19 protein-coding genes are annotated in these 20,880 nt (G+C 66.0%); 16 read left to right on the forward strand and 3 right to left on the reverse strand.

The window, feature by feature from the left end; all coding sequences use genetic code 11:
- The first annotated feature begins 9 nt into the window (after positions 1-9).
- The 12 genes from ACFZAI_RS22445 to ACFZAI_RS22500 are packed head-to-tail and all read left to right on the forward strand — an operon-like array spanning position 10 to position 12,978.
- Positions 10-1,215, forward strand: coding sequence for an ABC transporter substrate-binding protein (locus ACFZAI_RS22445; RefSeq protein WP_391568978.1), 1,206 nt, complete (start codon positions 10-12; stop codon positions 1,213-1,215).
- 8 nt (positions 1,216-1,223) lie between these two features.
- The gene (locus ACFZAI_RS22450; protein WP_391568979.1) at positions 1,224-2,096 is read left to right on the forward strand and encodes a branched-chain amino acid ABC transporter permease; all 873 of its coding nucleotides are present in this window, start codon (positions 1,224-1,226) and stop codon (positions 2,094-2,096) included.
- Positions 2,097-2,098: 2 nt separating this feature from the next.
- Entirely contained in the window at positions 2,099-3,067 is a 969-nt protein-coding gene (locus tag ACFZAI_RS22455; protein WP_391568980.1) for a branched-chain amino acid ABC transporter permease, read from the forward strand.
- Positions 3,060-3,815 carry an ABC transporter ATP-binding protein gene (locus ACFZAI_RS22460; protein WP_391568981.1) on the forward strand — a complete coding sequence of 252 codons (756 nt, stop codon included), beginning with the start codon at positions 3,060-3,062 and terminating at the stop codon, positions 3,813-3,815. Before ACFZAI_RS22455 ends, ACFZAI_RS22460 begins: the two co-directional genes overlap by 8 nt.
- Positions 3,812-4,522, forward strand: coding sequence for an ABC transporter ATP-binding protein (locus tag ACFZAI_RS22465; RefSeq protein WP_054426051.1), 711 nt, complete (start codon positions 3,812-3,814; stop codon positions 4,520-4,522). The genes ACFZAI_RS22460 and ACFZAI_RS22465 overlap by 4 nt, the downstream gene beginning before the upstream one ends.
- Positions 4,523-4,524: 2 nt before the next feature.
- Positions 4,525-5,838, forward strand: coding sequence for a 3-isopropylmalate dehydratase large subunit (locus tag ACFZAI_RS22470; RefSeq protein WP_391568982.1), 1,314 nt, complete (start codon positions 4,525-4,527; stop codon positions 5,836-5,838).
- Complete coding sequence (locus tag ACFZAI_RS22475; protein ID WP_391568983.1) at positions 5,835-6,338, forward strand: 3-isopropylmalate dehydratase; 504 nt, start codon at positions 5,835-5,837, stop codon at positions 6,336-6,338. The genes ACFZAI_RS22470 and ACFZAI_RS22475 overlap by 4 nt, the downstream gene beginning before the upstream one ends.
- Positions 6,339-6,348: 10 nt before the next feature.
- The gene (locus ACFZAI_RS22480) at positions 6,349-8,028 is read left to right on the forward strand and encodes a hydantoinase B/oxoprolinase family protein (RefSeq protein ID WP_391568984.1); all 1,680 of its coding nucleotides are present in this window, start codon (positions 6,349-6,351) and stop codon (positions 8,026-8,028) included.
- Positions 8,025-10,088: a hydantoinase/oxoprolinase family protein gene (locus tag ACFZAI_RS22485; protein ID WP_391568985.1), complete on the forward strand. Its 2,064-nt coding sequence runs from the start codon at positions 8,025-8,027 to the stop codon at positions 10,086-10,088. Before ACFZAI_RS22480 ends, ACFZAI_RS22485 begins: the two co-directional genes overlap by 4 nt.
- Before the next feature lie 9 nt (positions 10,089-10,097).
- Positions 10,098-10,706, forward strand: a complete 609-nt coding sequence (locus tag ACFZAI_RS22490) for a cysteine hydrolase family protein (RefSeq protein ID WP_391568986.1) — start codon at positions 10,098-10,100, stop codon at positions 10,704-10,706.
- Entirely contained in the window at positions 10,703-12,121 is a 1,419-nt protein-coding gene (locus ACFZAI_RS22495; protein ID WP_391568987.1) for an FAD-dependent oxidoreductase, read from the forward strand. Before ACFZAI_RS22490 ends, ACFZAI_RS22495 begins: the two co-directional genes overlap by 4 nt.
- A complete protein-coding gene (locus tag ACFZAI_RS22500; RefSeq protein WP_391568988.1) occupies positions 12,118-12,978 on the forward strand; it encodes an oxaloacetate decarboxylase in 861 nt (286 codons plus the stop codon). The genes ACFZAI_RS22495 and ACFZAI_RS22500 overlap by 4 nt, the downstream gene beginning before the upstream one ends.
- 76 nt (positions 12,979-13,054) lie before the next feature.
- On the opposite strand, the gene ACFZAI_RS22505 is transcribed toward ACFZAI_RS22500, so the two are convergent.
- The gene (locus ACFZAI_RS22505; protein WP_391568989.1) at positions 13,055-14,782 is read right to left on the reverse strand and encodes a SulP family inorganic anion transporter; all 1,728 of its coding nucleotides are present in this window, start codon (positions 14,780-14,782) and stop codon (positions 13,055-13,057) included.
- A 236-nt stretch (positions 14,783-15,018) separates the two neighbouring features.
- On the opposite strand from ACFZAI_RS22505, the gene ACFZAI_RS22510 reads away from it, so the two are divergent.
- Complete coding sequence (locus tag ACFZAI_RS22510; protein ID WP_391568990.1) at positions 15,019-15,249, forward strand: hypothetical protein; 231 nt, start codon at positions 15,019-15,021, stop codon at positions 15,247-15,249.
- Complete coding sequence (locus tag ACFZAI_RS22515; RefSeq protein WP_391568991.1) at positions 15,218-16,936, forward strand: SulP family inorganic anion transporter; 1,719 nt, start codon at positions 15,218-15,220, stop codon at positions 16,934-16,936. Before ACFZAI_RS22510 ends, ACFZAI_RS22515 begins: the two co-directional genes overlap by 32 nt.
- 71 nt (positions 16,937-17,007) lie before the next feature.
- On the opposite strand, the gene ACFZAI_RS22520 is transcribed toward ACFZAI_RS22515, so the two are convergent.
- The gene (locus tag ACFZAI_RS22520; protein WP_391568992.1) at positions 17,008-17,628 is read right to left on the reverse strand and encodes a chorismate--pyruvate lyase family protein; all 621 of its coding nucleotides are present in this window, start codon (positions 17,626-17,628) and stop codon (positions 17,008-17,010) included.
- A 56-nt stretch (positions 17,629-17,684) separates the two neighbouring features.
- Here ACFZAI_RS22520 and ACFZAI_RS22525 point away from each other — a divergent pair, with 56 nt between their 5' ends.
- The gene (locus tag ACFZAI_RS22525; protein ID WP_391568993.1) at positions 17,685-18,416 is read left to right on the forward strand and encodes a pseudouridine synthase; all 732 of its coding nucleotides are present in this window, start codon (positions 17,685-17,687) and stop codon (positions 18,414-18,416) included.
- Positions 18,417-18,484: 68 nt separating this feature from the next.
- On the opposite strand, the gene ACFZAI_RS22530 is transcribed toward ACFZAI_RS22525, so the two are convergent.
- Complete coding sequence (locus tag ACFZAI_RS22530) at positions 18,485-19,390, reverse strand: LysR family transcriptional regulator (RefSeq protein ID WP_391569195.1); 906 nt, start codon at positions 19,388-19,390, stop codon at positions 18,485-18,487.
- A 260-nt stretch (positions 19,391-19,650) separates the two neighbouring features.
- On the opposite strand from ACFZAI_RS22530, the gene ACFZAI_RS22535 reads away from it, so the two are divergent.
- Positions 19,651-20,871 (forward strand): efflux RND transporter periplasmic adaptor subunit, encoded by a 1,221-nt coding sequence (locus tag ACFZAI_RS22535; protein WP_391568994.1) that lies wholly within the window; start codon positions 19,651-19,653, stop codon positions 20,869-20,871.
- Positions 20,872-20,880: the final 9 nt, after the last annotated feature.

The raw sequence follows: 20,880 nt of genomic DNA on the forward strand, positions 1-20,880 counted from the left end.
AGATCTCCCATGAATTCGCGCCGCACCTTCCTCTATCGCTCCGCCGCCGCCGCGGCGCTTGTGTCCACGCCCTGGGTGGCGCGCGCCCAAGGCGCAACGCCCGTGAAGGTGGGCGTGCTGCACCCGGTGACGGGGGCGCTGGCGTACTCGGGCCAGCAATGCCGGCTGGGCGCGCTGCTGGCCATTGAAGACATCAACAAGGCGGGCGGTATCAAGTCCTTGGGCGGCGCGCCGCTGTCGGCGGTGTTGGGTGACGCGCAGTCGCGCCCTGAAGCGGGTTCCGCCGAAGTCGAGAAGATGAACGAGGCGGGCGTGTCGGCCATCGTGGGCGCGTACGCGTCGGCGATCTGCCTGGCCACGACGCAGACGGCCGCCAAGTACAACCTGCCGCACGTGGTGGACGTGGGCGTGGCCGACCAGATTGTGGAGCGCGGTCTGAAGAACACCTTCCGCTTCGGGCCCGGCTACCGCGCCTGTAGCGAACGCGCCATCACCGACCTGGCCGCCTTGAACGACGCGGCCGGCAAGCCGGCCAAGACGGTCATGATCGTGCACGAGGACTCCTTGTTCGGCACGGGCACGGCGGCGCTCTTGTCGAAGTCGCTGCCGGAGCACGGCTTCGAGGTCAAAGAAGTGGTGAAGCACCCGAACCCCACGCGCGACTTCAACAACATCGTGCTGCGCATGAAGTCGGTGAACCCGGACATCGTCATCCCGGCCAACTACTACAACGAATACGCGCTGCTGCTGCGCGCCATGAAGCAGCAGAAAGTGCAGCCTAAGGCCATCTATTCGGTGCTGGGGGGCGCGGCGTCCAGCTACAAGTTCCTGAAGGAATTTCCGGACATCGCCAACGGCATCATTGACTGCAACCACTGGTTCAACCCCAAGGACCCGCGTGTTGCGCCGCTGAAGGCGCGTGTTGAAGAGAAGGGCGCGTACTTCAGCTATGAAGTGTTCATGACCTACGTGGCGGTGCAACTGTTGGCCGACGCCATCGAACGCGCCAAGTCCGCCGACCGCGCCGCCATTACCGACGCGCTGGCCTCCAGCACCTTCCACGACAACCTGATGCCCTACGGCCCCACCAAGTTCGTCAACGGCCAGAACACGGGCGCCCAGCCGCTGTTGACGCAAGTGATCGGCGGCGACATCAAGGTGATCATCCCGGCGGAATACCGCCAGGCCGACGCCATCTTTCCGTTGAAGGCCTGAGGGCAAGCATGCTGGACCCTGCCATCCTCTTTTCGTCGGTGCTCAACGGCCTGACGACCGGCGCGGTGTATGCGCTGATCGCCCTGGGGCTGACCCTGATCTACGGGGTGCTGCACATCATCAACTTCGCCCACGGCGCCGCCCTGATGGTGGCGCTGTACGCGGTCTACCTGCTCAAAGACCGGCTGGGCATCGACCCCTACGCGGCGCTGCCGCTGGTGGTGGCCGGCATGTTTGGGCTGGGCTATGCGTTGCAGCGCTTTGTGATCAACCGCGCCAGCCACGGCAAGGACGAAAACATTCTGCTGGTGACACTGGGGCTGGCCATCGTGCTGGAGAACCTGGCGCTGGTGTGGTTCAAGTCCGACACGCGCAGCATCGACACGGCCTACACCTTGTCCACCGTCGAGATCGGCCCCGCCATGATCGCGCTGCCCAAGGTCATTGCGTTTTGCGGCGCGCTGGCGGTGGCGGCGGTGTTGTTCTGGATCATTCGCAGCACCGATCTGGGCCGGGCGATTCGCGCGGTGGCGCGGGAAAAGCAGGGCGCCAAGCTGATGGGCATCGACGTCGAAAAAGTCTACGCGTTGTCGTTTGGCATCGGCATGGCCTGCCTGGGCGCGGCCGCTTGTTTCTTGCTGCCCGCGTACTACGTCAACCCGCAAGTGGGCAGCGGCTTTGTGTTGGTGGCGTTCACGATTGTGGTGCTGGGCGGCATGGGCAGCTTTGTGGGCGCGCTGGTGGGCGGCTTGTTGATTGGCGTGGTGGAGTCCATTGGGGGCCTGTTCCTGGGCGACTCGCTGGGTCAGATGGGCATTTTTGCGATCTTCATCGCAGTGCTGCTGTTTCGCCCGCAGGGGCTGTTCGGGGCGAGGGGCTGAGCATGAACCGGGATCTTTCCGCAATCGCGTTGTTCGGGGTGGCGGTGGCCGCGTGCGCGACGTTCGCGCAGTCAGGCGTGCTGCTGACCTTCGTGATGATGTCGCTGTACGCGGCGCTGTTGTCGCAGGCCTGGAATATTCTGGGCGGCTATGGCGGCCAGCTGTCTTTCGGCCATGCGCTGTTCTTTGGCGTGGGCGCGTATGCGCAGGCGCTGGGCCAGCTGAACCTGGGCATCAACCCCTGGCTGGCGTTGCCGATAGCCATTGCGCTGGGCGCGCTGGTGGGCTTGGCCGTGGGCGGGCTGACGTTTCGCTACGGCTTGAAGGGCTCGTACTTTGCGCTGGTGACGCTGGCCTTTGCCGAGGTGTTTCGCATCCTGGCGTTGTCGGCGTCCTTCACGGGCGGCGGGGTGGGGCTGATGGTGCCGCTGCAAGAGGGCGCGGCGAACATGCAGTTCGCGTCCCGCCGTGGCTACATCTATCTGCTGCTGGCCTTCGTGGTGCTGGCGTTGGGGGCCACTGCCTGGCTGCGTCATTCGCGCTTTGGCGCTTACCTGCAAGCGGTGCGTGACAACGAAGACGCGGCGCGCGCCATTGGCGTGAATCCGCTGCGCGTGAAGCTGGGCGGCATTGCGCTGTCGGCGGCGTTCATGAGCGCGGCGGGCGCGTTCTATGTGCAGGTGTTCCAGTACATCGACCCGGGTATTGCGTTTGGCTCGGCGGTGTCGGTCGAAGCGCTGGTGGGCGCGATTGTGGGCGGCATGGGCACGCTGTGGGGGCCGGTGCTGGGCGCGGTGGGGCTGCATGGGCTGGCCGACCTGACGCGCAACCTGTTTGGCGAGCTGCCGGGCATCAGCATGGTGATCTACGGCGTGGTGCTGATTCTGATCGTGATGTTCCTGCCGCGCGGCATCAGCGGCGGCGGCCAATCGCTGGGCCGCCTGTTTGGCAAGGAGCGCGCCCGTGCCTGAAATTCTGCTGCAAGCTCGCAATCTGTCGATTTCGTTTGGTGGCCTGAAGGCCGTTCAGGACGTGAACCTGGCTGTGCCGCAAGGGTCGTTGACCGCCTTGGTTGGCCCCAACGGCGCGGGCAAGACCACGCTGTTTGCGCTGTTGTCGGGTTTCTTGAAGCCCGGCGCCGGCTCGGTGCATTTTGCCGGGGAAGACATCACCGGCCGCGCGCCGCACGAATCCGCGCAGTTGGGCCTGACCCGCACGTTCCAGATCGTGCAGCCATTTGGCGCGCAGACGGTGCGCCAGAACATCGCCGTGGGCGCGCATCTGCGCCTGCGTGATCGGCGGGCGGCGCTGGCTGCGGCCGAAGAGGTTGCCGCGCGCGTCAACCTGCAAGGGGCGCTGGACAAGCCCGCGGCGGACTTGACCGTGGCGGGCCGCAAGCGTCTGGAGCTGGCCCGCGCCCTTGCCACGCGACCGCGTCTGCTGCTGCTGGACGAAGTGCTGGCCGGCCTGAACCCGAGTGAGATCGACGAGATGATTCCGGTCGTGAAAAAACTGGTGGACGATGGCGTCACCGTATTGATGATCGAACACGTGATGCGCGCGGTGATGAGCCTGGCTGAACACGTGTGGGTGCTGGCTCAGGGCCGCTTGATTGCCTCAGGCACCCCCGGCGAAGTCACCCGCGACCCGACGGTGGTGGAAGCCTATCTGGGGCATGGCGCGGCGGCGCGCCTGGCCGCGCAAGGGGCGCCGGCATGAGCGCGCTGCTGGAAGTGAGCGGCCTGCGGGCGGGCTACGGGCGCATGGAAGTGCTGCGCGGCGTGGACCTGACGGTGGGCGAGGGCGAAATTGTCGTGCTGTTGGGCAGCAACGGCGCGGGCAAATCCACGCTGAACAACACCGTGTGCGGGCTGTGCAAACCCTGGGGCGGCTCTGTCCGCTTCGACGGCCACGACCTGACCGGCCGCCACTATCGCGACGTGGTCAAGGCGGGTTTGATCCAGGTGCCGGAAGGCCGCCGCATCTTCCCGAACTTAAGCGTTCTGGAAAACCTGGAGCTCGGGTCCTTCACCCGGGCGCGTGAGCATCGCGCCGCCAACGTGGACAAGGTGCTGGATATTTTCCCGCGCCTGCGCGAGCGCCTGACACAGCTGGCCGGCACGATGTCGGGCGGCGAACAGCAGATGCTGGCGATTGGCCGGGGCTTGATGGCCGAACCCCGGCTGCTGATTCTGGATGAGCCGTCGCTGGGCTTGTCGCCCTTGATGGTCGAGGAATTGTTTGGACTGATCCAGCGCCTGCACGCCGATGGGCTGGCGATTTTGCTGGTGGAGCAGAACGTGGGCCAGTCGCTGGAAACGGGGCAGCGCGCCTATGTGCTGGAAAACGGGGCGGTGCGCTATAGCGGATCGTGCCCGGAACTGATGGCCAGCGACGACGTGCGCCGCGCCTATTTGGGGATGTAGCGATGTCTGCTTCTAATGCCCATCGGCCTCAAACCCATCGGCCTCAAACCCATCGGCCTCAAACCCTGGCGCAAAAGCTGATCGCCGCCGCCTGCGGCCGGCCCGCCGTCGACGAAGGCGAAATCGTCACCTGTGCCGTGGACCTGGCGATGTTCCATGATTCCAGCGGCCCCCGGCGCTTGCAGCCCATGCTGGAAGAATTGGGCGCGTCGCTGTGGGACCCGGCCAAGATCGTGCTGGTCATCGACCACTATGTGCCGGAATCCGACGACGAATCCCGCCGCATCGTGCGTATTGCGCGCGACTGGGCGGCCGGGCAGCAATTGCCGAATGTGTATGACTCCGTTGGCATCTGCCACGTGGTGGTGCCGCAGCACGGCCATATACGGCCCGGCATGTTCTGTGTCGGCGGCGACTCGCATTCGCCCACGGGCGGCGCGTTCGGCGCGTATATGTTTGGCATCGGCAGCACCGAAATGCTGGGCGTGGCCGTTACCGGCCAGATCTGGGTCAAGGTGCCCAAGACGCTGATGATGCGGTGGAGCGGGCGGCTGGCCGCAGGCGTCACCGCCAAGGACATGATGCTGCACATGATCGGCCGCTACGGCATGAATGGCGGGCGCTATCAGGCCGTGGAATTCTGCGGCGAGGCCGTGCGCGCGCTGTCCATGCAGGAACGCATGACCTTGTCGAACATGAGCGCCGAGCTGGGCTCGCAAGTGGGGTTGATAGCGCCTGACGACACCACGGCCGCCTATCTGCGCCAGGCCGGCGTAACGGCGGAACTGGACCTTGCCCGCTGGCAGAGCGATGCGGGCGCAGACGCCGAATGGCACGATTTCGATGCCGCGTCGCTGGCGCCGCAAGTGGCGGCCCCGCACAGTCCGGCCAACGCGCGTGACGTGAATGACTACGCCGATGTGCCGCTGCAAGTGGCGTACATCGGCGCTTGCACGGGCGCCAAGCTCGACGACTTGCGCGCCGCCGCCGCCGTGTTGCGCGGCCGCAAGCTGGCGGCTGGCATGCGCCTGATGGTGGCGCCCGCCAGCCTCCAGGACCAACGACTGGCGGACGAGGAAGGCGTGATGCAGGTGCTGCGCGACGCGGGCGCGGAGGTGCTCGCCACGTCTTGCGGGGCTTGTGCGGGCTATGGCGGGTCCATCCCAGACGGCGCTACGGTGATCTCAACCACCGCGCGCAATTTCAAAGGCCGCATGGGCTCGGAGACGGCGCAGGTCTATCTGGCGTCGCCCTACACCGTGGCGGCGTCGGCAGTGGCCGGGCGCATCGCCGACCCCCGGGAGTTCATGGCATGACGGACCACACAAGCACGCACCGCGTCTGGCGCGTGGGCGCGGACATCGACACCGATGCGCTTGCCCCGGGCGCCTATATGAAGTTCGGCATCGACGAGATCGCGCGCCACTGCCTGCAACGCGTGCGGCCGGAATTTGCGGCGCAGGTGCAGCCGGGCGACGTGCTGGTGGCCGGCCCCAACTTCGGCATCGGCTCATCCCGCGAACAGGCCGCCGCCGCCCTGGTGCGCCTGGGCGTGGCCGCCGTCATCGCGCCGTCGTTCAACGGCTTGTACTTTCGCAACGCCTTCAACGTGGGCTTGCTGTTGCTGACGTGTCCGCAAGCGGAATCGCTGGCCGACGGCGAACGCATCACGTTCGACGCCACCGCCGGGCGCGTAGTCCGCGAGCAGGGCGGCGCACATTCTGAATTGCACTGCGAGACCGTTCCCGCCTTCCTGATGGACATGGTGCGGGCCGGCGGACTGCTGAATCTGCTGAAACAGCGTCAAACCTCTTAGGAAGAACACCATGCTTGATCCCGTCACCCTGGCGGTCCTGAAGGGCCGTCTGGAACAGATTGCCGATGAGATGGACGCGACGCTGTACCGCAGCGCGTTCAACCCCATCATTGCCGAGGCCCACGACGCCTGCCACGGCATGTACGACGCGGCCACGGGCGCGACATTGATCCAAGGCAAGTCCGGCCTGCCCGTCTTCGTGGGCGCGATGGCCTTCGCCGTGAAAGCCGCCGCCAAGGTGGCGGCTGAGCGCGGCGGCATGGTGGAGGGCGACGTCTGGCTGTTCAACGACCCCTACGAAGGCGGCACGCACGCCAATGATTTCAAGCTGGTGCGCCCGGTGTTCCGGGGCGGCCAGCTGTTCTGCTTTCTGGCGTCCGCCGCGCATTGGCACGATGTGGGCGGCGCGGTGCCGGGCAACTACAACCCGGCGGCCACCGAATGCTGGCAGGAAGCCGTGCAGATTCCGCCCGTGCGTATCGTGCGAGCGGGCGTTCTGGACCTGGACGTGCTGGCCATCCTGAAGGCCAATACCCGCTTGCCCGACAGCCTGTGGGGCGACTTGAATGGCCAGCTGGCCGCGCTGGAATTGGGCGCCGGACGCTTGGATGGCCTGCTGGATGAGTACGGCGACGCCACCGTGCTGGAGTCCCTGGACACCTTGCGCGAGCGCGCGCGCCGCTTGATGCGTGACCACATCGCGCAACTGCCCGATGGCGAATACGCGTTCGAAGACATGCTGGACAACGACGGCGTGCGCGACGTGGCGCTGCGCATCGCGCTCACGCTGAAGATCTCGGGCGACCGGCTGACGCTGGATTTCACCGGCACATCACCCGCCTGCGCCGGCCCCGTGAATATTTCGCGCGCCACCGCCATTGCCGCCTGCTACGTGGCGCTGAAGCACCTGTTCCCGGATGTGCCGGCCAATGCCGGCGTGCTGGACGCGGTGGACGTGGTGTTGCCCGACGGCCTGGTCATCTCGGCCGACCGCCCGCGTCCGGTGGGCGGCTATACCGAAACCATTCTGCGCATGATCGACGTGATCTTCTGCGCCATGGCGCAGGCCGCGCCCGAACGCGCCATGGCGCAGGCTTACGGCACGATCAACGCGCTGTCCATTGCCGGCTATCGCAGCGACGCGGCGCGCAAGGGCCAGCGCTGGGTGATGTTCAGCTTCTTTGGCGGCGGCCACGGCGGCCATTCCGATGGCGATGGCCTGAGCCACGGCAATGCGCCGATCTCCACCGCCACCATTCCGCCGCTGGAAATTCTTGAGGCCGCCTATCCCGTGCGCTTCACGCAATGGGCGCTGCGGCCGGATTCGGCGGGTGACGGCGCGCATCGCGGCGGCTTGGGCGCCATCTACGAAATCGAATTGTTGGAAGACAGCGCTGAAGCGTTCATCTTCGGTGAGCGCGGGCGCAGCGCGCCCAAGGGCATCGCGGGCGGCGGCGAGGCCGCGCTGAACGTCTTCCGCTATCAGCAGGACGGGCAATGGCGCACGCCGCCCATGCGTTCAAAAATGCTGGGCATTCAGTTGCAGCGCGGTGACCGCGTGCGGCTGGAGACGCCGGGCGGGGGCGGGTATGGCGACCCCGCTGGCCGCAGCACGGCGGCGCGTGAGCAGGATCGCAAGATGGGCTATGTAGGCGATAACGCCCACAACAAGAAGGAGCAGTTGGCATGAGCGCGGCAGATCAAACACCCACGCAAGGATTGGTTGTTGGCGTGGACGTGGGCGGCACGTTTACGGACCTGTTCGTGCTGGACGAGGCGGGCGGCACAGCGCGCGTCGTCAAGGTGCCGTCCACGCGCGGCGAAGAAGCGCGTGGCTTCATGAACGGCATTGCGCGCGTGGCGGATGGCGCGGGCGCCATCGCCACCATCGTGCATGGCACCACGGTAGGCACCAACGCGCTGCTCGAGCGCAAGGTGGCGCGCACCGGCATCATTACTACGGCGGGCTTTCGCGACGTGCTGGAAATGCGCCGCCGCGATCGTCCGCAAACCTGGGGCCTGCGCGGCAACTACGAGCCGGTCGTGTCACGTGACCTGCGCCTGGAAGTCAGTGAGCGCGTGCTGGCCGACGGCACGGTGCATACCCCGGTAGACCTGAATCAGGTCGAGGCCGCGGCGCGTGCGTTGCTGGCGCAGGGTTGCGAAGCGGTGTGCGTGTTCTTCGTGAATGCGTATGCGAACCCGGTCAACGAAGCGCAGGCCGTGGCCCGCGTGCGCGCGATCTGGCCAAACAGCCACGTCACGGCGGCAACCGAAGTGCTGCCCGAAATCCGCGAATTTGAACGTTGCTCCACCGCCGTGCTGAACGCTGCGTTGCAGCCGGTGGTGGGCAGCTATCTGACCCGCCTGGAATCCGACCTGCGCGAACACGGCTTTGAAGGCGAACTGCTGGTGGTGCAAAGCAACGGCGGCGTGATGTCACGGCAGACGGCGTGCGACGTGCCGGTGCGCACCGCGCTGTCAGGCCCGGCGGCCGGCGTGATCGCCTGCGCGGCGATTGCGCGCGCGTCTGGCTTTCCTAATGTGGTCACCGGCGACATGGGCGGCACCTCGTTCGATGTGTCGCTGGTGGCGGGCGGCGAAGCCTCGCTGTCGGCGCAAACCGTGATCGACTTCGGCATGGTCGTGCGCGCCCCGATGATCCAGATCGAAACCATCGGCGCGGGCGGCGGTTCAATCGCCAGCGTGGATGCGGGCGGCCTGTTGCAGGTTGGCCCCGAATCCGCGGGCAGCAACCCCGGCCCGGTTTGCTATGGCCGGGGCAACACCCGCCCCACCGTCACCGACGCCAACGTGCTGCTGGGCCGCATTTCGGCAGACCGCCCGCTGGGCGGCGGTTTGCTGGCCACGATGAACGTGGAGCTGGCGCGCGCCGCTATCGACGAGCACGTCGCCAAGCCGCTGGGCCTGGACGTGCACGCCGCGGCCGAAGCCATTCTGACGGTGGCCAACGCCAAGATGGCGGGCGCGATTCGCGTGGTGTCGATTGAACGCGGGCACGATCCGCGCAAGTTCGCCTACATGCCGTTCGGCGGCGGCGGCGCGTTGCACGTATGCGCCATGATGAATGAAGTCGACGCGGCGCACGGCATCGTGCCGCGTTACCCGGGCGTGACGTCTGCGCTGGGTTGCGTCATGGCCGACATGCGGCACGACGGCGTGCAGACGCTGAACACGGCGCTGGATGCGTTGGATACCGCTGACCTCGTTGCGCGCATCGACGGCTTGGCGGCGGCTTGCCAGGAACGCCTGGACTCCGCAGGCGTGGCCTTTGAAGGCATCCGCGAAAGCATCGAGCTTGACATGCTGTACGTGGGCCAAAGCCACACCGTGCGCGTGGAAGTTACGCGCGATGCATTGACACGCCCGGGCATTGCGGCCGCCTTCGAACGCGCCTACCGCGCGGCGTTTGGCCGCAGCTTGAGCGGCATTGCCGTGCGCATTCTGAACCTGCGCTATGCACGCATCGGCCAGCGTCCCAAATTTGATCTGTCACTGTTGGCGCCGACCTGCCAGGACATGCCCGCGGCGTTGGGCACGCAGCCTGTTTTCCACGCCGGCCAATGGCGCGACGCCGTGCGCTATGCGCGGCTGGACCTGCCGGTCGCCGCCGAGGTGGCGGGCCCCGCCATTCTTGAACAACCGGACACGACCATCTGGATCGAACCCGGCTTTGCCGGCCGCGTCGATGCGCTGGGCAATCTGCTGATCAGGCGTCAAGACGCCTAGGAGACCTTCATGCATCCCTTGGACCCTCGCACGACGGCGTTGCTCATCGTCGATCTGCAAAACGATTTTCTGACGCCGGGTGGCGCGTATGACCGGGGCGGCGCCGTCAGCCGCGAGGCGCGCGCCTTGCCGGCCCGCGTGGCGCCGGTGGCCCGCGCAGTCAAGGCGCATGGCGGCTTTGTGGCGGCCAGCCTGTTCACCTTGTGGCCCGACGCGCACGGCGAACCCATGATCTCGCCGCATCTGAAGCAGTTGCGCCCGTTCCTGGCGAAAGGCGATTTCGCCGCCGGGTCGCGCGGTCAGGCCAACGTGGCCGAGCTGGACGGGCTGGTGGACGTGTCGGTGTGGAAGGTGGCGTACTCGGCGTTTTTCAACACGCAGCTGGACTGGGTGCTGCGACGCGCGGGCGTGTCCAGTGTGGTCATCGCCGGCATCGTCACCAACGGCGGCGTGGCCAGCACGGCGCGCGATGCGCACATGCGCGACTATCACGTGACGGTGCTGGCCGACGGCTGCGCCGCGCCCACGCCAGCCATGCACGATGCCGCGCTGGCTGATTTGCGCACGGTGGCGGACATCACCACCTGCCAGGGCTTTCTGGACCGGCTGGCAGGATGAGCGCACCCGTCGTCAAACAGGGCGCGCCAGATGCCGCGACTCAAGCCGATGCCATGCATGTGCCCGTGCTCATCATCGGCGCAGGCGCTTGCGGGCTGACCGCCGCATTGCGGCTGGCAGAGGCCGGTATTGAAACCGTATTGATCGAGCGCGACGCCACGCCCAGCGGGTCGACGGCGCTGTCTTCGGGCTTCATTCCGGCGGCGGGTTCCGCCGTGCAGCGCGCGGCCGGCATCGACGACGACGCCGCGCGCTTTGCGGCCGATATCCAGGCCAAGGCGCACGGCACCGCCGCGCCGCATCTGGTGGCCGCCTACACCGGCGCCGCCGCCGCGGCCATGGACGCGCTGGCGCGCCACGGTCTGGCCTTCGAGGTGCTGGACGGCTTCCTCTACCCCGGCCATTCCGCACGCCGTATGCACACCTTGCCGGAACGCACCGGCCAGGCGCTGGTGGCCGCGCTGGAACGCGCCGCGACCGCGGCGGGCGCGATGTTGCTGACGCGAGCGCTCGCCCGCGACATCTGGGTGGATGCAAACGGCCGCGTCACTGCCGTCGGATGCGAACGGCCCGATGGGTCGATGGATGTGATCGGCTGCGACGTGCTGCTGCTGGCCTGCAACGGCTTTGGCGGCAACGCGGCCATGGTGGCGGAACATCTGCCCGCCATGCGCGAGGCCGTCTACGGCGGCCACGTGGGTAACGACGGCAGCGCCATCGCATGGGGCAGGCAGTTGGGCGCAAGGCTGGCGGATTTGGGCGGCTACCAGGGGCATGGCTCTTGGGCGACGCCGCAAGGGGCGCTGATATCGTGGGCCGTGATGATGGACGGCGGCGTGCAGATCAACGCGCGCGGCCAGCGCTTTCATGACGAGACGCACGGCTATTCCGAAGCCGCCGTCCACGTGCTGGCGCAGCCGGGCGGCGTGGCCTGGAATGTGTTTGACGACCGCACGCTGGCGCTGGCGCGCGGTTTTCCGGATTTCGTCGCGGCCGAAGCGGGCCATGCGGTGAAGACGTGCGCTGGCCTGGCCGAACTGGCGGCGCTGATCGGCTGCGATGCGGACACGTTGGGCCGGACGCTGCAAGGGGTCGGGCCGCAAGCCTCGGACGCCTACGGCCGCCGCTTCGAACGCAGCCTGCAAGCGCCGTATCACGCCATCAAGGTCACCGGCGCGCTGTTCCATACGCAAGGCGGGCTGGATATCGATGCGCAATGCCGCGTGCTCAATCACGATGGCCAAGCATTGCCGAACCTGCTGGCCGCCGGTGGCGCGGCGCGCGGCGTATCGGGTAACGACGTGTCCGGCTATCTGTCCGGCAACGGACTGCTCAGTGCCGTGGCGGGCGGCCATATTGCCGCCGCCACCGCGGCCGCGCTGCTCGCGCGCACGCTTGTACAGGAATCTTCATGATGCAACCCTTGAACACGCAATTGGCCACGGGCGCCGTGCTGGCGCCCGGCGTCTACGACCCCTTGTCGGCGTTGATCGCCGAGCAGGCGGGTTTTTCCGCGCTGTATTTGTCAGGCGCATCAATCGCCTACACCCGCCTGGGCCGCTCGGACATCGGGCTGACCACCTATTCGGAAGTCGAAGACACGCTGGCCCGCATCACCGAACGCGTGGCCACGCCGGTCATCGTGGACGCCGACACGGGCTTTGGCAACGCGTTGAACACGCAACGCACGGTGCGTGGTTTTGAACGCGCGGGCGCGGCGATGATCCAGCTGGAAGACCAGACGTTTCCCAAACGTTGCGGGCATCTGGATGGCAAAACGGTGATCCCCGTCTCTGAGATGTGCGGCAAGCTGCGCGCGGCGGTGGATGCGCGGGTGTCGTCGTCCACCTTGATCCTGGCGCGCACCGATGCGCTAGCGGTCGACGGATTGAACGCCGCGCTGGACCGGGCCGAATCCTATCTGGAAGCGGGCGCCGACGCGCTGTTCATCGAAGCCCTGCGCACCCCGGAACAGATGCAAGCGGCCTGCGCCCGCTTTGCCGCCCGCGTGCCGCTACTGGCCAACATGGTCGAAGGCGGCAAGACGCCAGTCCAGAGCGCCGACGCATTGACCGCGCTGGGCTTTCGCATCGTCATCTTCCCGGGCGGCACGGCACGCGCCGTGGCGCACACCTTGCAGGGCTATTACGGCAGCCTGCGCCAGCACGGCACGACCGCGCCGTGGAAAGACCACATGCTGGATTTCGATGGCTTGAACGCGGTGATCGGCACGCCCGAATTGCTGGCGCAGGGGCGGCGGTACGAAGGGTAGGGCAGCAAGGGTACGCGTGCACTCCGGCATCTTGATGAAGCCTGCCCCATTGCAGTCAACACGCGACTGCGAAAGCTCAGCTAGTCCCGCCGCGTGTTGGCGAGGGGGCATGCAGCAGGGCGTCCTGGTAGCGGTGAACGGCCCCGTCAAGCGTCTGGAACAGCCGGTCCGCGCCTAAGGTTTCGCCCAGAGGCGACCGCCTTACCGTCGCAAGCACGCCGGGGGTCAGATTGGCCAGCCACAGCGAGACGCCGTCCTGTCTCAGCCGGCTCTCCGCCTCGCTCATCCTCTTGAGCGCGGTGTATTCGATGTCGAACACACTGCCCATATCCAGAACGACCACGTCTGGCCGTGTCGCGACGATGAACTGCGTGATCTTCTGGCCGATGTTGTCCGCATTTGCAAAGAATATGCGTCCCTCGGGCCGAAGCAGCAGGATGCCTGCCAGCGCCTCATCGTCGGGGTGATCCGGCGACGCCGGACGGAACAGGTTGGTATGCGGCTTGCGCAGCAGCCTATGCAGGGGCGGGTTGGAAACCTGATGGGCCAGGGCGGCAAGTGAAACGATGATGGCCACAAGAATTCCTTGCAGCGTGCCAAGCAGCACAACACCGGCAAGTGCAACCAGCGCCCAGACGAGCTCGGTGCGCCGCACTCTGGCAATCGCTCTGAACTCGGCCGGACTGAACAGGCCAACCGAATACATGATGACGACTGCCGCCAAGCTGGTGTGCGGCATCATGCCAATCAAAGGCGCCAACAGCAGCATGACGCCGAGCGTAACGGCCGCCGTGACGCAACCGGCGGCCTGCGTGCACGCGCCAGCGCGCCGGTTCACCGCGGTTTGGCTGGTGCCGCCGCCTGCGGGCATGGCGCCGAAGAATGCGCCGCCCACGTTCGAAAACCCGGTGGCGAACAACTCCTGATTGGCATTGGGCAAGGCCTCGCCCACTGTCGCAAAGGCGCGTCCGGCGGCGATCGTCTCGGTGAAACTCATCAACGCAATGCCAAGCGCCATGGGCCAGAGTTGACCGATCAACGCAGCGTCCGGCAGGGTCAACGACGGTAAGCCCGTGGGCACAGCACCCACCGTCTGCACGCCAAGATTGCCCAGGCCGAACATGCTGGTTGCCGCGATGGCGACCGCGACCGTGACCAGCGGCGCAGGCGCGCGCGGCATGCCGCGTTCAAGCACGAGGAGCAGGCACAAGGTGATGCCGCCGACGGCAGCCGTGGCGATTGACAGGTGGGGAAGCCCTTGCAGAATGGACAGAACGTTGGGCAGAAACGAACCCTTCGGGAAGTGGATGCCAAGCAGCTTGGGGATTTGATCGACCACAATCACAATCGCAATGCCCGCCTTGAATCCGGTCAGTACGGGATCGGAAATAAAGTTGGCCAGATATCCCAGCCGAAACAGGGATGCTGCGATCAGCACGATGCCCACCAGCAGCGCCAGCGTTGCGGTCGCAATCAGGAGTTGAGCGGGCTCACCGCCAGGCACGGCGCGATCCAGCGCGGTTGCGGTCAGAATGGCCAGCGTGGTGGTGGTGCTGACGCTAAGCGGCCGGGAGGTGCCCAGGAACGCATACACGATCATGGGCACGAACGCGGTATATAGCCCCACTTGCACCGGTAAACCCGCCACGGTGGCATAGGCAAGGGACTTGGGAATGACCACGGCAGCCGCCGTCAGCCCGGCGGTGACATCCTTCACCATCCACGGCTTGTCGTAATGGCGTAGCCATTCAGGCAGGGCAAGGTGAGGCCGGCGTCCAGATTTTCCCGGCGTTTCGATTTTCATGGCGGGCCTCCGGGAGCCACCACCTGATGCTGCCGAGGCTGGCAGCCAAGTTTGATTGTGATCCCGGGCAACGCGTGGCGTCCATGATGATCCAGGCGAAAAGCCGTAAGAATCGAACGGGCGCCTTCAAGATTGCGGCCGCCTGCGCTTCGGCGTGATGACGATTCATCGCGTCCTGCGTTCTGCGTTCTCCGTTCTCCGTTTGCGGGGTCTGACGGGTTTTTGCCGAAATTAGCATGGACTTTGCGATCGATCGGCAGCAACAATGCACCGAATATCCGCGCGCGCAGCCGGAGGACGCCAAGCTTGAGTTGGCCTGCGCAGTACAACGGCAAAAAGCCAGCGTGTCTTTCGCGTGGCGCAAGGTTGACCACCTGGGGAGCGGTGATCGTTTGGTTGCTGTACGGGTGATCGTGCTCATCGGCTTGCGCCTTCATGCCTTCCATCATTCCCACACCCACCTCTGACAATGTGCCGGCCCGCGGATGGCTGCGCTGGCTGCCTGGACTTGCCGTCTTGCGGTCCTATGAAGCGGCTTGGCTGCCGCGGGACCTGGCCGCCGGTCTGGCGTTGACGGCGATGCTGGTTCCCGTCGGCATTGCCTATGCCGAGGCGTCGGGCGTGCCGGGGGTCTATGGGTTGTACGCCACGATCGTGCCGCTGGTGGCTTATGCGATTTTTGGTCCGAGCCGCATTCTGGTGCTGGGGCCGGACTCCGCGCTCGCGGCGCCGATTCTGGCGGTGGTGCTGAGCGTGTCGGGCGGCGACCCCATGCGCGCGGTGGCGGCGGCCAGCCTGATGGCGATCATCGCCGGGCTGTTCTGCATCGTGTTGGGTCTGCTGCGGCTTGGGTTCATCACCGAGCTGCTGTCCAAGCCCATTCGCTATGGCTATATGAATGGCATTGCGCTGACGGTGCTGGTCAGCCAGTTGCCGAAGTTGTTCGCGATTCCGATTGAGGATGCCGGCCCCTTGCAAGAACTGTGGCGGCTGGCGCGGGCGGTGGCCGATGGGCAGGCCAACGGGTATGCCTTTGCGGTGGGTGCGGCCAGCTTGGCCGTGATCTTGCTGCTCAAGCGCTTTGACCGCGTGCCAGGCATCCTGATTGCCGTGATCCTGGCGACAGTGGCCGTGAGCCTGCTGCGGCTGGACGTCCAGGGGGTAAAGGTGTTGGGCGAGATTCCGCAGGGGCTGCCGTCGTTCACGTGGCCATGGCTTAGCAATGCGGACTGGGCCACGATTGTGCTGGGCGGCGGCGCTGTGGCGATGATTTCGTTTGCGGATACCAGCGTGTTGTCGCGCACGTACGCCGCGCGCACGCACACGCGCGTCGACCCGAACCAGGAAATGGTGGGGCTGGGCATGGCCAACCTTGCGGCGGGTTTCTTCCAGGGTTTCCCCATCAGCAGCAGCGCATCGCGCACGCCCGTGGCCGAGGCAGCGGGCGCGCGGACCCAGCTGACGGGCGTTATCGGCGCGGCGGCCGTGGCGCTCTTGCTGGTGTTTGCCCCTAATCTGCTGCGCTATTTGCCCAGCAGCGCGCTGGCCGCCGTGGTGATCGCCGCCGCCCTCGGCCTGTTCGAGTTCAAGGACTTGCGGCGCATCTACCGCATCCAGCAATGGGAGTTCTGGCTGTCGATGTTGTGTTTTGCCGCGGTGGCGGTGTTCGGCGCCATACCCGGCATAGGCTTGGCGGTGGTCATCGCCGTCATCGAGTTCCTGTGGGACGGTTGGCGGCCGCATTTTGCGGTGCTTGGGCGTGTGCCGAACTTGCGCGGCTACCACGACTTGAAGCGGTATCCCCAGGCCGCCCTGATCGATGGACTGGTGCTGTTCCGCTGGGACGCGCCGCTGTTCTTTGCCAATGCCGAGCTGTTTCAGCAACGGCTGCTGGAAGCCGTGCAGGCGTCACCCACGCCAGTCCGGCGCGTCGTGGTCGCGGCCGAGCCCGTCACCAGCGTCGACGTCACGTCGGCGGACATGTTGCGCGAGTTGAGCCTACATCTGGCAAAGGAAGGCGCCGCCCTGCATTTTGCCGAGATGAAAGACCCGGTCCGCGACAAGCTCAAGCGTTTCGAGCTGACGGAGATTCTGGGCGACGACCACTTTCATCCCACGGTGGAAAGCGCCGTGGAAAATTATCTGGGTCTATGACCATAGTCTGAGGGCCTCAGACTGAGACTCTCAGCGTGAGCCGCTCAGCTGAGCCCTTCAGACTTAGACCCTTAACGCGCCGTACGCTGATGCGGCACGAGCGGCGGCGCGGGCTGATCGGCGACCACGTTCCAGAAGCCGGGCAGGAAGCACTCCGCCACCAGCAACGGCTGGCCCTGGCGCCAGAAGACCGACCGCCGCGCCCAGATGCGGGCCGCGTCTTGTTCCCGGCGCTCTGCCGGCAGCACGTCGCGCGCCGTGGCGTAAAACGGCACGGGGGAGGCCAGCCGGCGGCACGCGAACGGTGAGCGGATGACGGTGCTGTCGTGATACAGCATGTCGGCCAGCGGACGGGTCAGCAGGCGGCGCATGCCTTGCCAGGCGCCGTGGGAGGCGCGCAGCGGCGTCAGGCTGCGGGCAGGCACGCTGTCCACGCCGTTCACTGACATCAGCACTTCGCGTATCCACACCGGCGAGCCGGGGGCGATGCCCATGGCCAGCGCTTCATCGCGGGGCGCGCCGTCGGCGTACTCGGCCAACACGCGCAGGCGGACCTGGCCAACCTGGCGCAGGCCAGCGGTGAGCGCGCCGGGGCGGAACAGCCAGTGGCGCAGGGCAGGGGGCAGGACGGGCGGCGCGGCGGCCAGCCAGCCTGCGGCAAGAGGGGGGTGATGGGCTGCGGGTTTCATCATGGCTGCGTATTATGCCAAGCCCAGCGGGCCACCCGCGTCCGCATACAATACCGCCCATGGAAAAAGTACGAATCTCCAAGCTCATGTCCGAGCGCGGACTCTGCTCGCGCCGCGAGGCCGACAGCTATATCGAACGCGGCTGGGTCCGCGTGGACGGCGTGGTGGTGTCTGAATTGGGCGCCAAGGCGTATCCCGATCAGGTCATCACGCTGGAACGCGCCGCGCAGGCGCGCCAGACCTCGCGCGTCACCATCCTGATCAACAAGCCGGTGGGCTATGTGTCGGGCCAGGCGGAAAAAGGCTATACGCCCGCGGTGGCGCTTATCGATTCGCGCTCGCGCTTTGCCGGATGCCGGCATCCGCAACGCTTCGAACGCGCGCATCTGGAAGGGCTGGCCGTAGCCGGCCGGCTGGACATTGATTCCCAGGGCCTGCTGGTGCTGACGCAAGACGGCCGCATCGCCAAGCATCTGATCGGTGAAGACTCCAGCGTCGACAAGGAATACCTGGTGCGCGTGCAGGGCGAACTGTCTGACCGCGGGCTTGCGCTGCTGAACCACGGCCTGTCGCTGGACGGCAAGGCGCTGAAACCCGCCCAAGTGCGTTGGCAGAACCACGACCAGCTGCGCTTTGTGCTGCGCGAAGGAAAAAAGCGCCAGATCCGCCGCATGTGCGAACTGGTTGGCCTGAAGGTAATAGGCTTGAAACGCGTGCGCATCGGCCGCGTGTCGCTGGGCGATCTTCCCCTGGGGCAGTGGCGCTATCTGCGCGACGACGAGGGATTTTGAATTGATCGGCTCCGCCGACAAGTGATGTCGGCGGTCAGCAAATTTTTCAGTGTGTTTCCGTGACCCCGCTATTTCATGAAAGCGGGGGTATCCTTCGTCTGCCCGTCGCTGCCCAGGCGCTCCATCAGGAATTCGATGAAGATCCGGGTCTTGGCGGGTAGAAGCCGGGTTTCGGTAACCGCGTAAACGGGAAACGGCCCCAGCTGCCAATCTGGCAGCACGCGCCGCAACTGCCCGGACTGCTGTTCGGCCGTCTGGCCGCCCACCAGCACCGCGATGCCCGCGCCCAGCATGGCCAGGCGCCGCGCCATGGCCACGCCATTGACGGAAAACCGGTTGCCCGGCGTGAACTCGATGTGCTGGTCACCGCAGTTCAGCGGCCAGCGCGTGACGCGGCCGGCGCCTTCTGCGCGGAACTCGATGCACTCATGGCGGGTCAAGTCACTGGGATGTTTGGGTTCCCCGTGCTTCTCCAGGTATTCGTGCGAGGCATACAGATGGGCGGGCAGCATGCCCAGCAGCCTTGCAATCTGCGTTGAGTCGGGCAGGTCGCCGATTTCGATCGAGATATCGCAAGTCTGGAACACGCGCGAGGCGTGGTCCGGATTGGCCAGATCTAGGAAAAACGTGACGTCGGGATAGCGGCGGGAGAACTCCATGAACGATTCAGCCAGGAAGTCCGTGCCGAAATCCGCGGGCATGTTCACCCGCAGCGGCCCGGCTGGCGTATCGACCAGCTTCTGCAATTCTTCATGGGCGATCTGCGCTTCGGCGACGATGCGCTGGCAGCGTTCGAAATACAAGCGCCCGGCGTCGGTCAGTTCCACCTTGCGGGTGGTGCGGCTAAGCAAGCGCAAGCCCACCGAGCGTTCCAATTCGGCCACCTGGCGAGACAAGGTGGATTTCGGGACGCCCAATGTCGCCGCCGCACGGCTAAAACTATGCGTTTTGGCGACTTCGACGAAGAGTTCCATGCCTTGTAATCGTTTCATGGCGAGATTCTGTCATAGACCGGGTGCGCAGAATTGTCCCATAAATGGAATGATGTTTTCTTATCATGCCCCTTTGTTTCTTGGGCGGGATAACTCAAAATGCGGGTTCCGCAATGCAGCAATGCGATAAAGCCCAGCCTGCGTGTTCAACGCGAATCCACCCAGTTGATGCACATGGTCCCGCACATCCGCGAGAGCGGACGCTGCGTGGGGGCCGTTTATTTTTTTCGGGAATGCAATCTATGAATAAGAAAAGCGCTATGTGGCGCAGCGCGGCAGTTGTCACGCTGACGGCATCGGCTCTCACGCTGGCCGCTTGCGGCAAGAAGCAGGACGCGCCGCAGGCGGGCAAGCCGCAAGTCACGGTGGTGACGCTGACGACGCAACCCGTTTCGCTCACCACTGAATTGCCGGGCCGCACGTCCGCATTCCGCGTGGCTGAAGTCCGGCCCCAAGTGAACGGCATCGTCCAGAAGCGCCTGTTCACCGAAGGCGGTGAGGTCAAGGCCGGCGAACAGCTCTATCAGATCGATCCCGCGTTGTACCAAGCCAGCGTCGATAGCCAGAAGGCCGCATTGGCCCGCGCGCAGGCGCAGCAGAAGACGGCCGCCTTGCTGGCCGAACGCTACAAGCCGCTGGTGGCCACGCGCGCCGTCAGCCAACAGACCTATGACAACGCCGTGGCCTCGCGCGATCAGGCCGCCGCCGACGTGCTGTCGGCCAAGGCCGCGTTGGACACCGCGCGCATCAACCTCGTCTACACCAAGGTGCTGTCGCCGATTGACGGCATCATCGGCCGGTCTTCCGTGACCGAAGGCGCGCTGGTTACCGCCAACCAGACGGGCGCGTTGGCTGCGGTGCAGCAAATCGACCCGATCTACGTTGACGTGACCCAGTCCAGCGTGCAGCTCTTGCGTTTGCAGGACGCCTTGGCCAGCGGCCAGTTGAAGCGGGCCGACGGCGAGCAAGCCGCGCTGGTCACGCTGACCTTGGAAGACGGCTCGCAATACAAGCAGACCGGCAAGCTCCAGTTCTCGGAAGTCACGGTCGACCAGGGCACGGGCTCCATCACGCTGCGCGCGGTGTTCCCCAACCCGGATCGCCGTCTCTTGCCCGGCATGTTCGTGCGCGCCCGTCTGGCCGATGGCGTGGCCGCCGACGGCCTGCTGGTGCCGCAACGCGGCGTGACGCGCAACCAGCGCGGCCTGCCGACGGCGCTGGTCGTCAATGCCAAGAACCAGGTGGAACTGCGTGAATTGAAGACCGACCGCGCCATTGGCGACAAGTGGCTGGTGACCGACGGCCTGGCCGCGGGTGACAAGGTCATCGTGGAAGGTCTGCAAATGGTGCGTCCGGGCGTGGAAGTCGTTGCGACGGAAGCCAGCGCCAATGCGCAGCTGCCGCAAGCGGTGAATACGGCGAATGCGGCTAACGCGGCGAATGCCGCGCCGGCCAAGCAGTAATCAGGGAGC

Source organism: Achromobacter sp. NPDC008082 (assembly GCF_042957345.1).
Taxonomy (GTDB): domain Bacteria; phylum Pseudomonadota; class Gammaproteobacteria; order Burkholderiales; family Burkholderiaceae_B; genus Achromobacter; species Achromobacter kerstersii_A.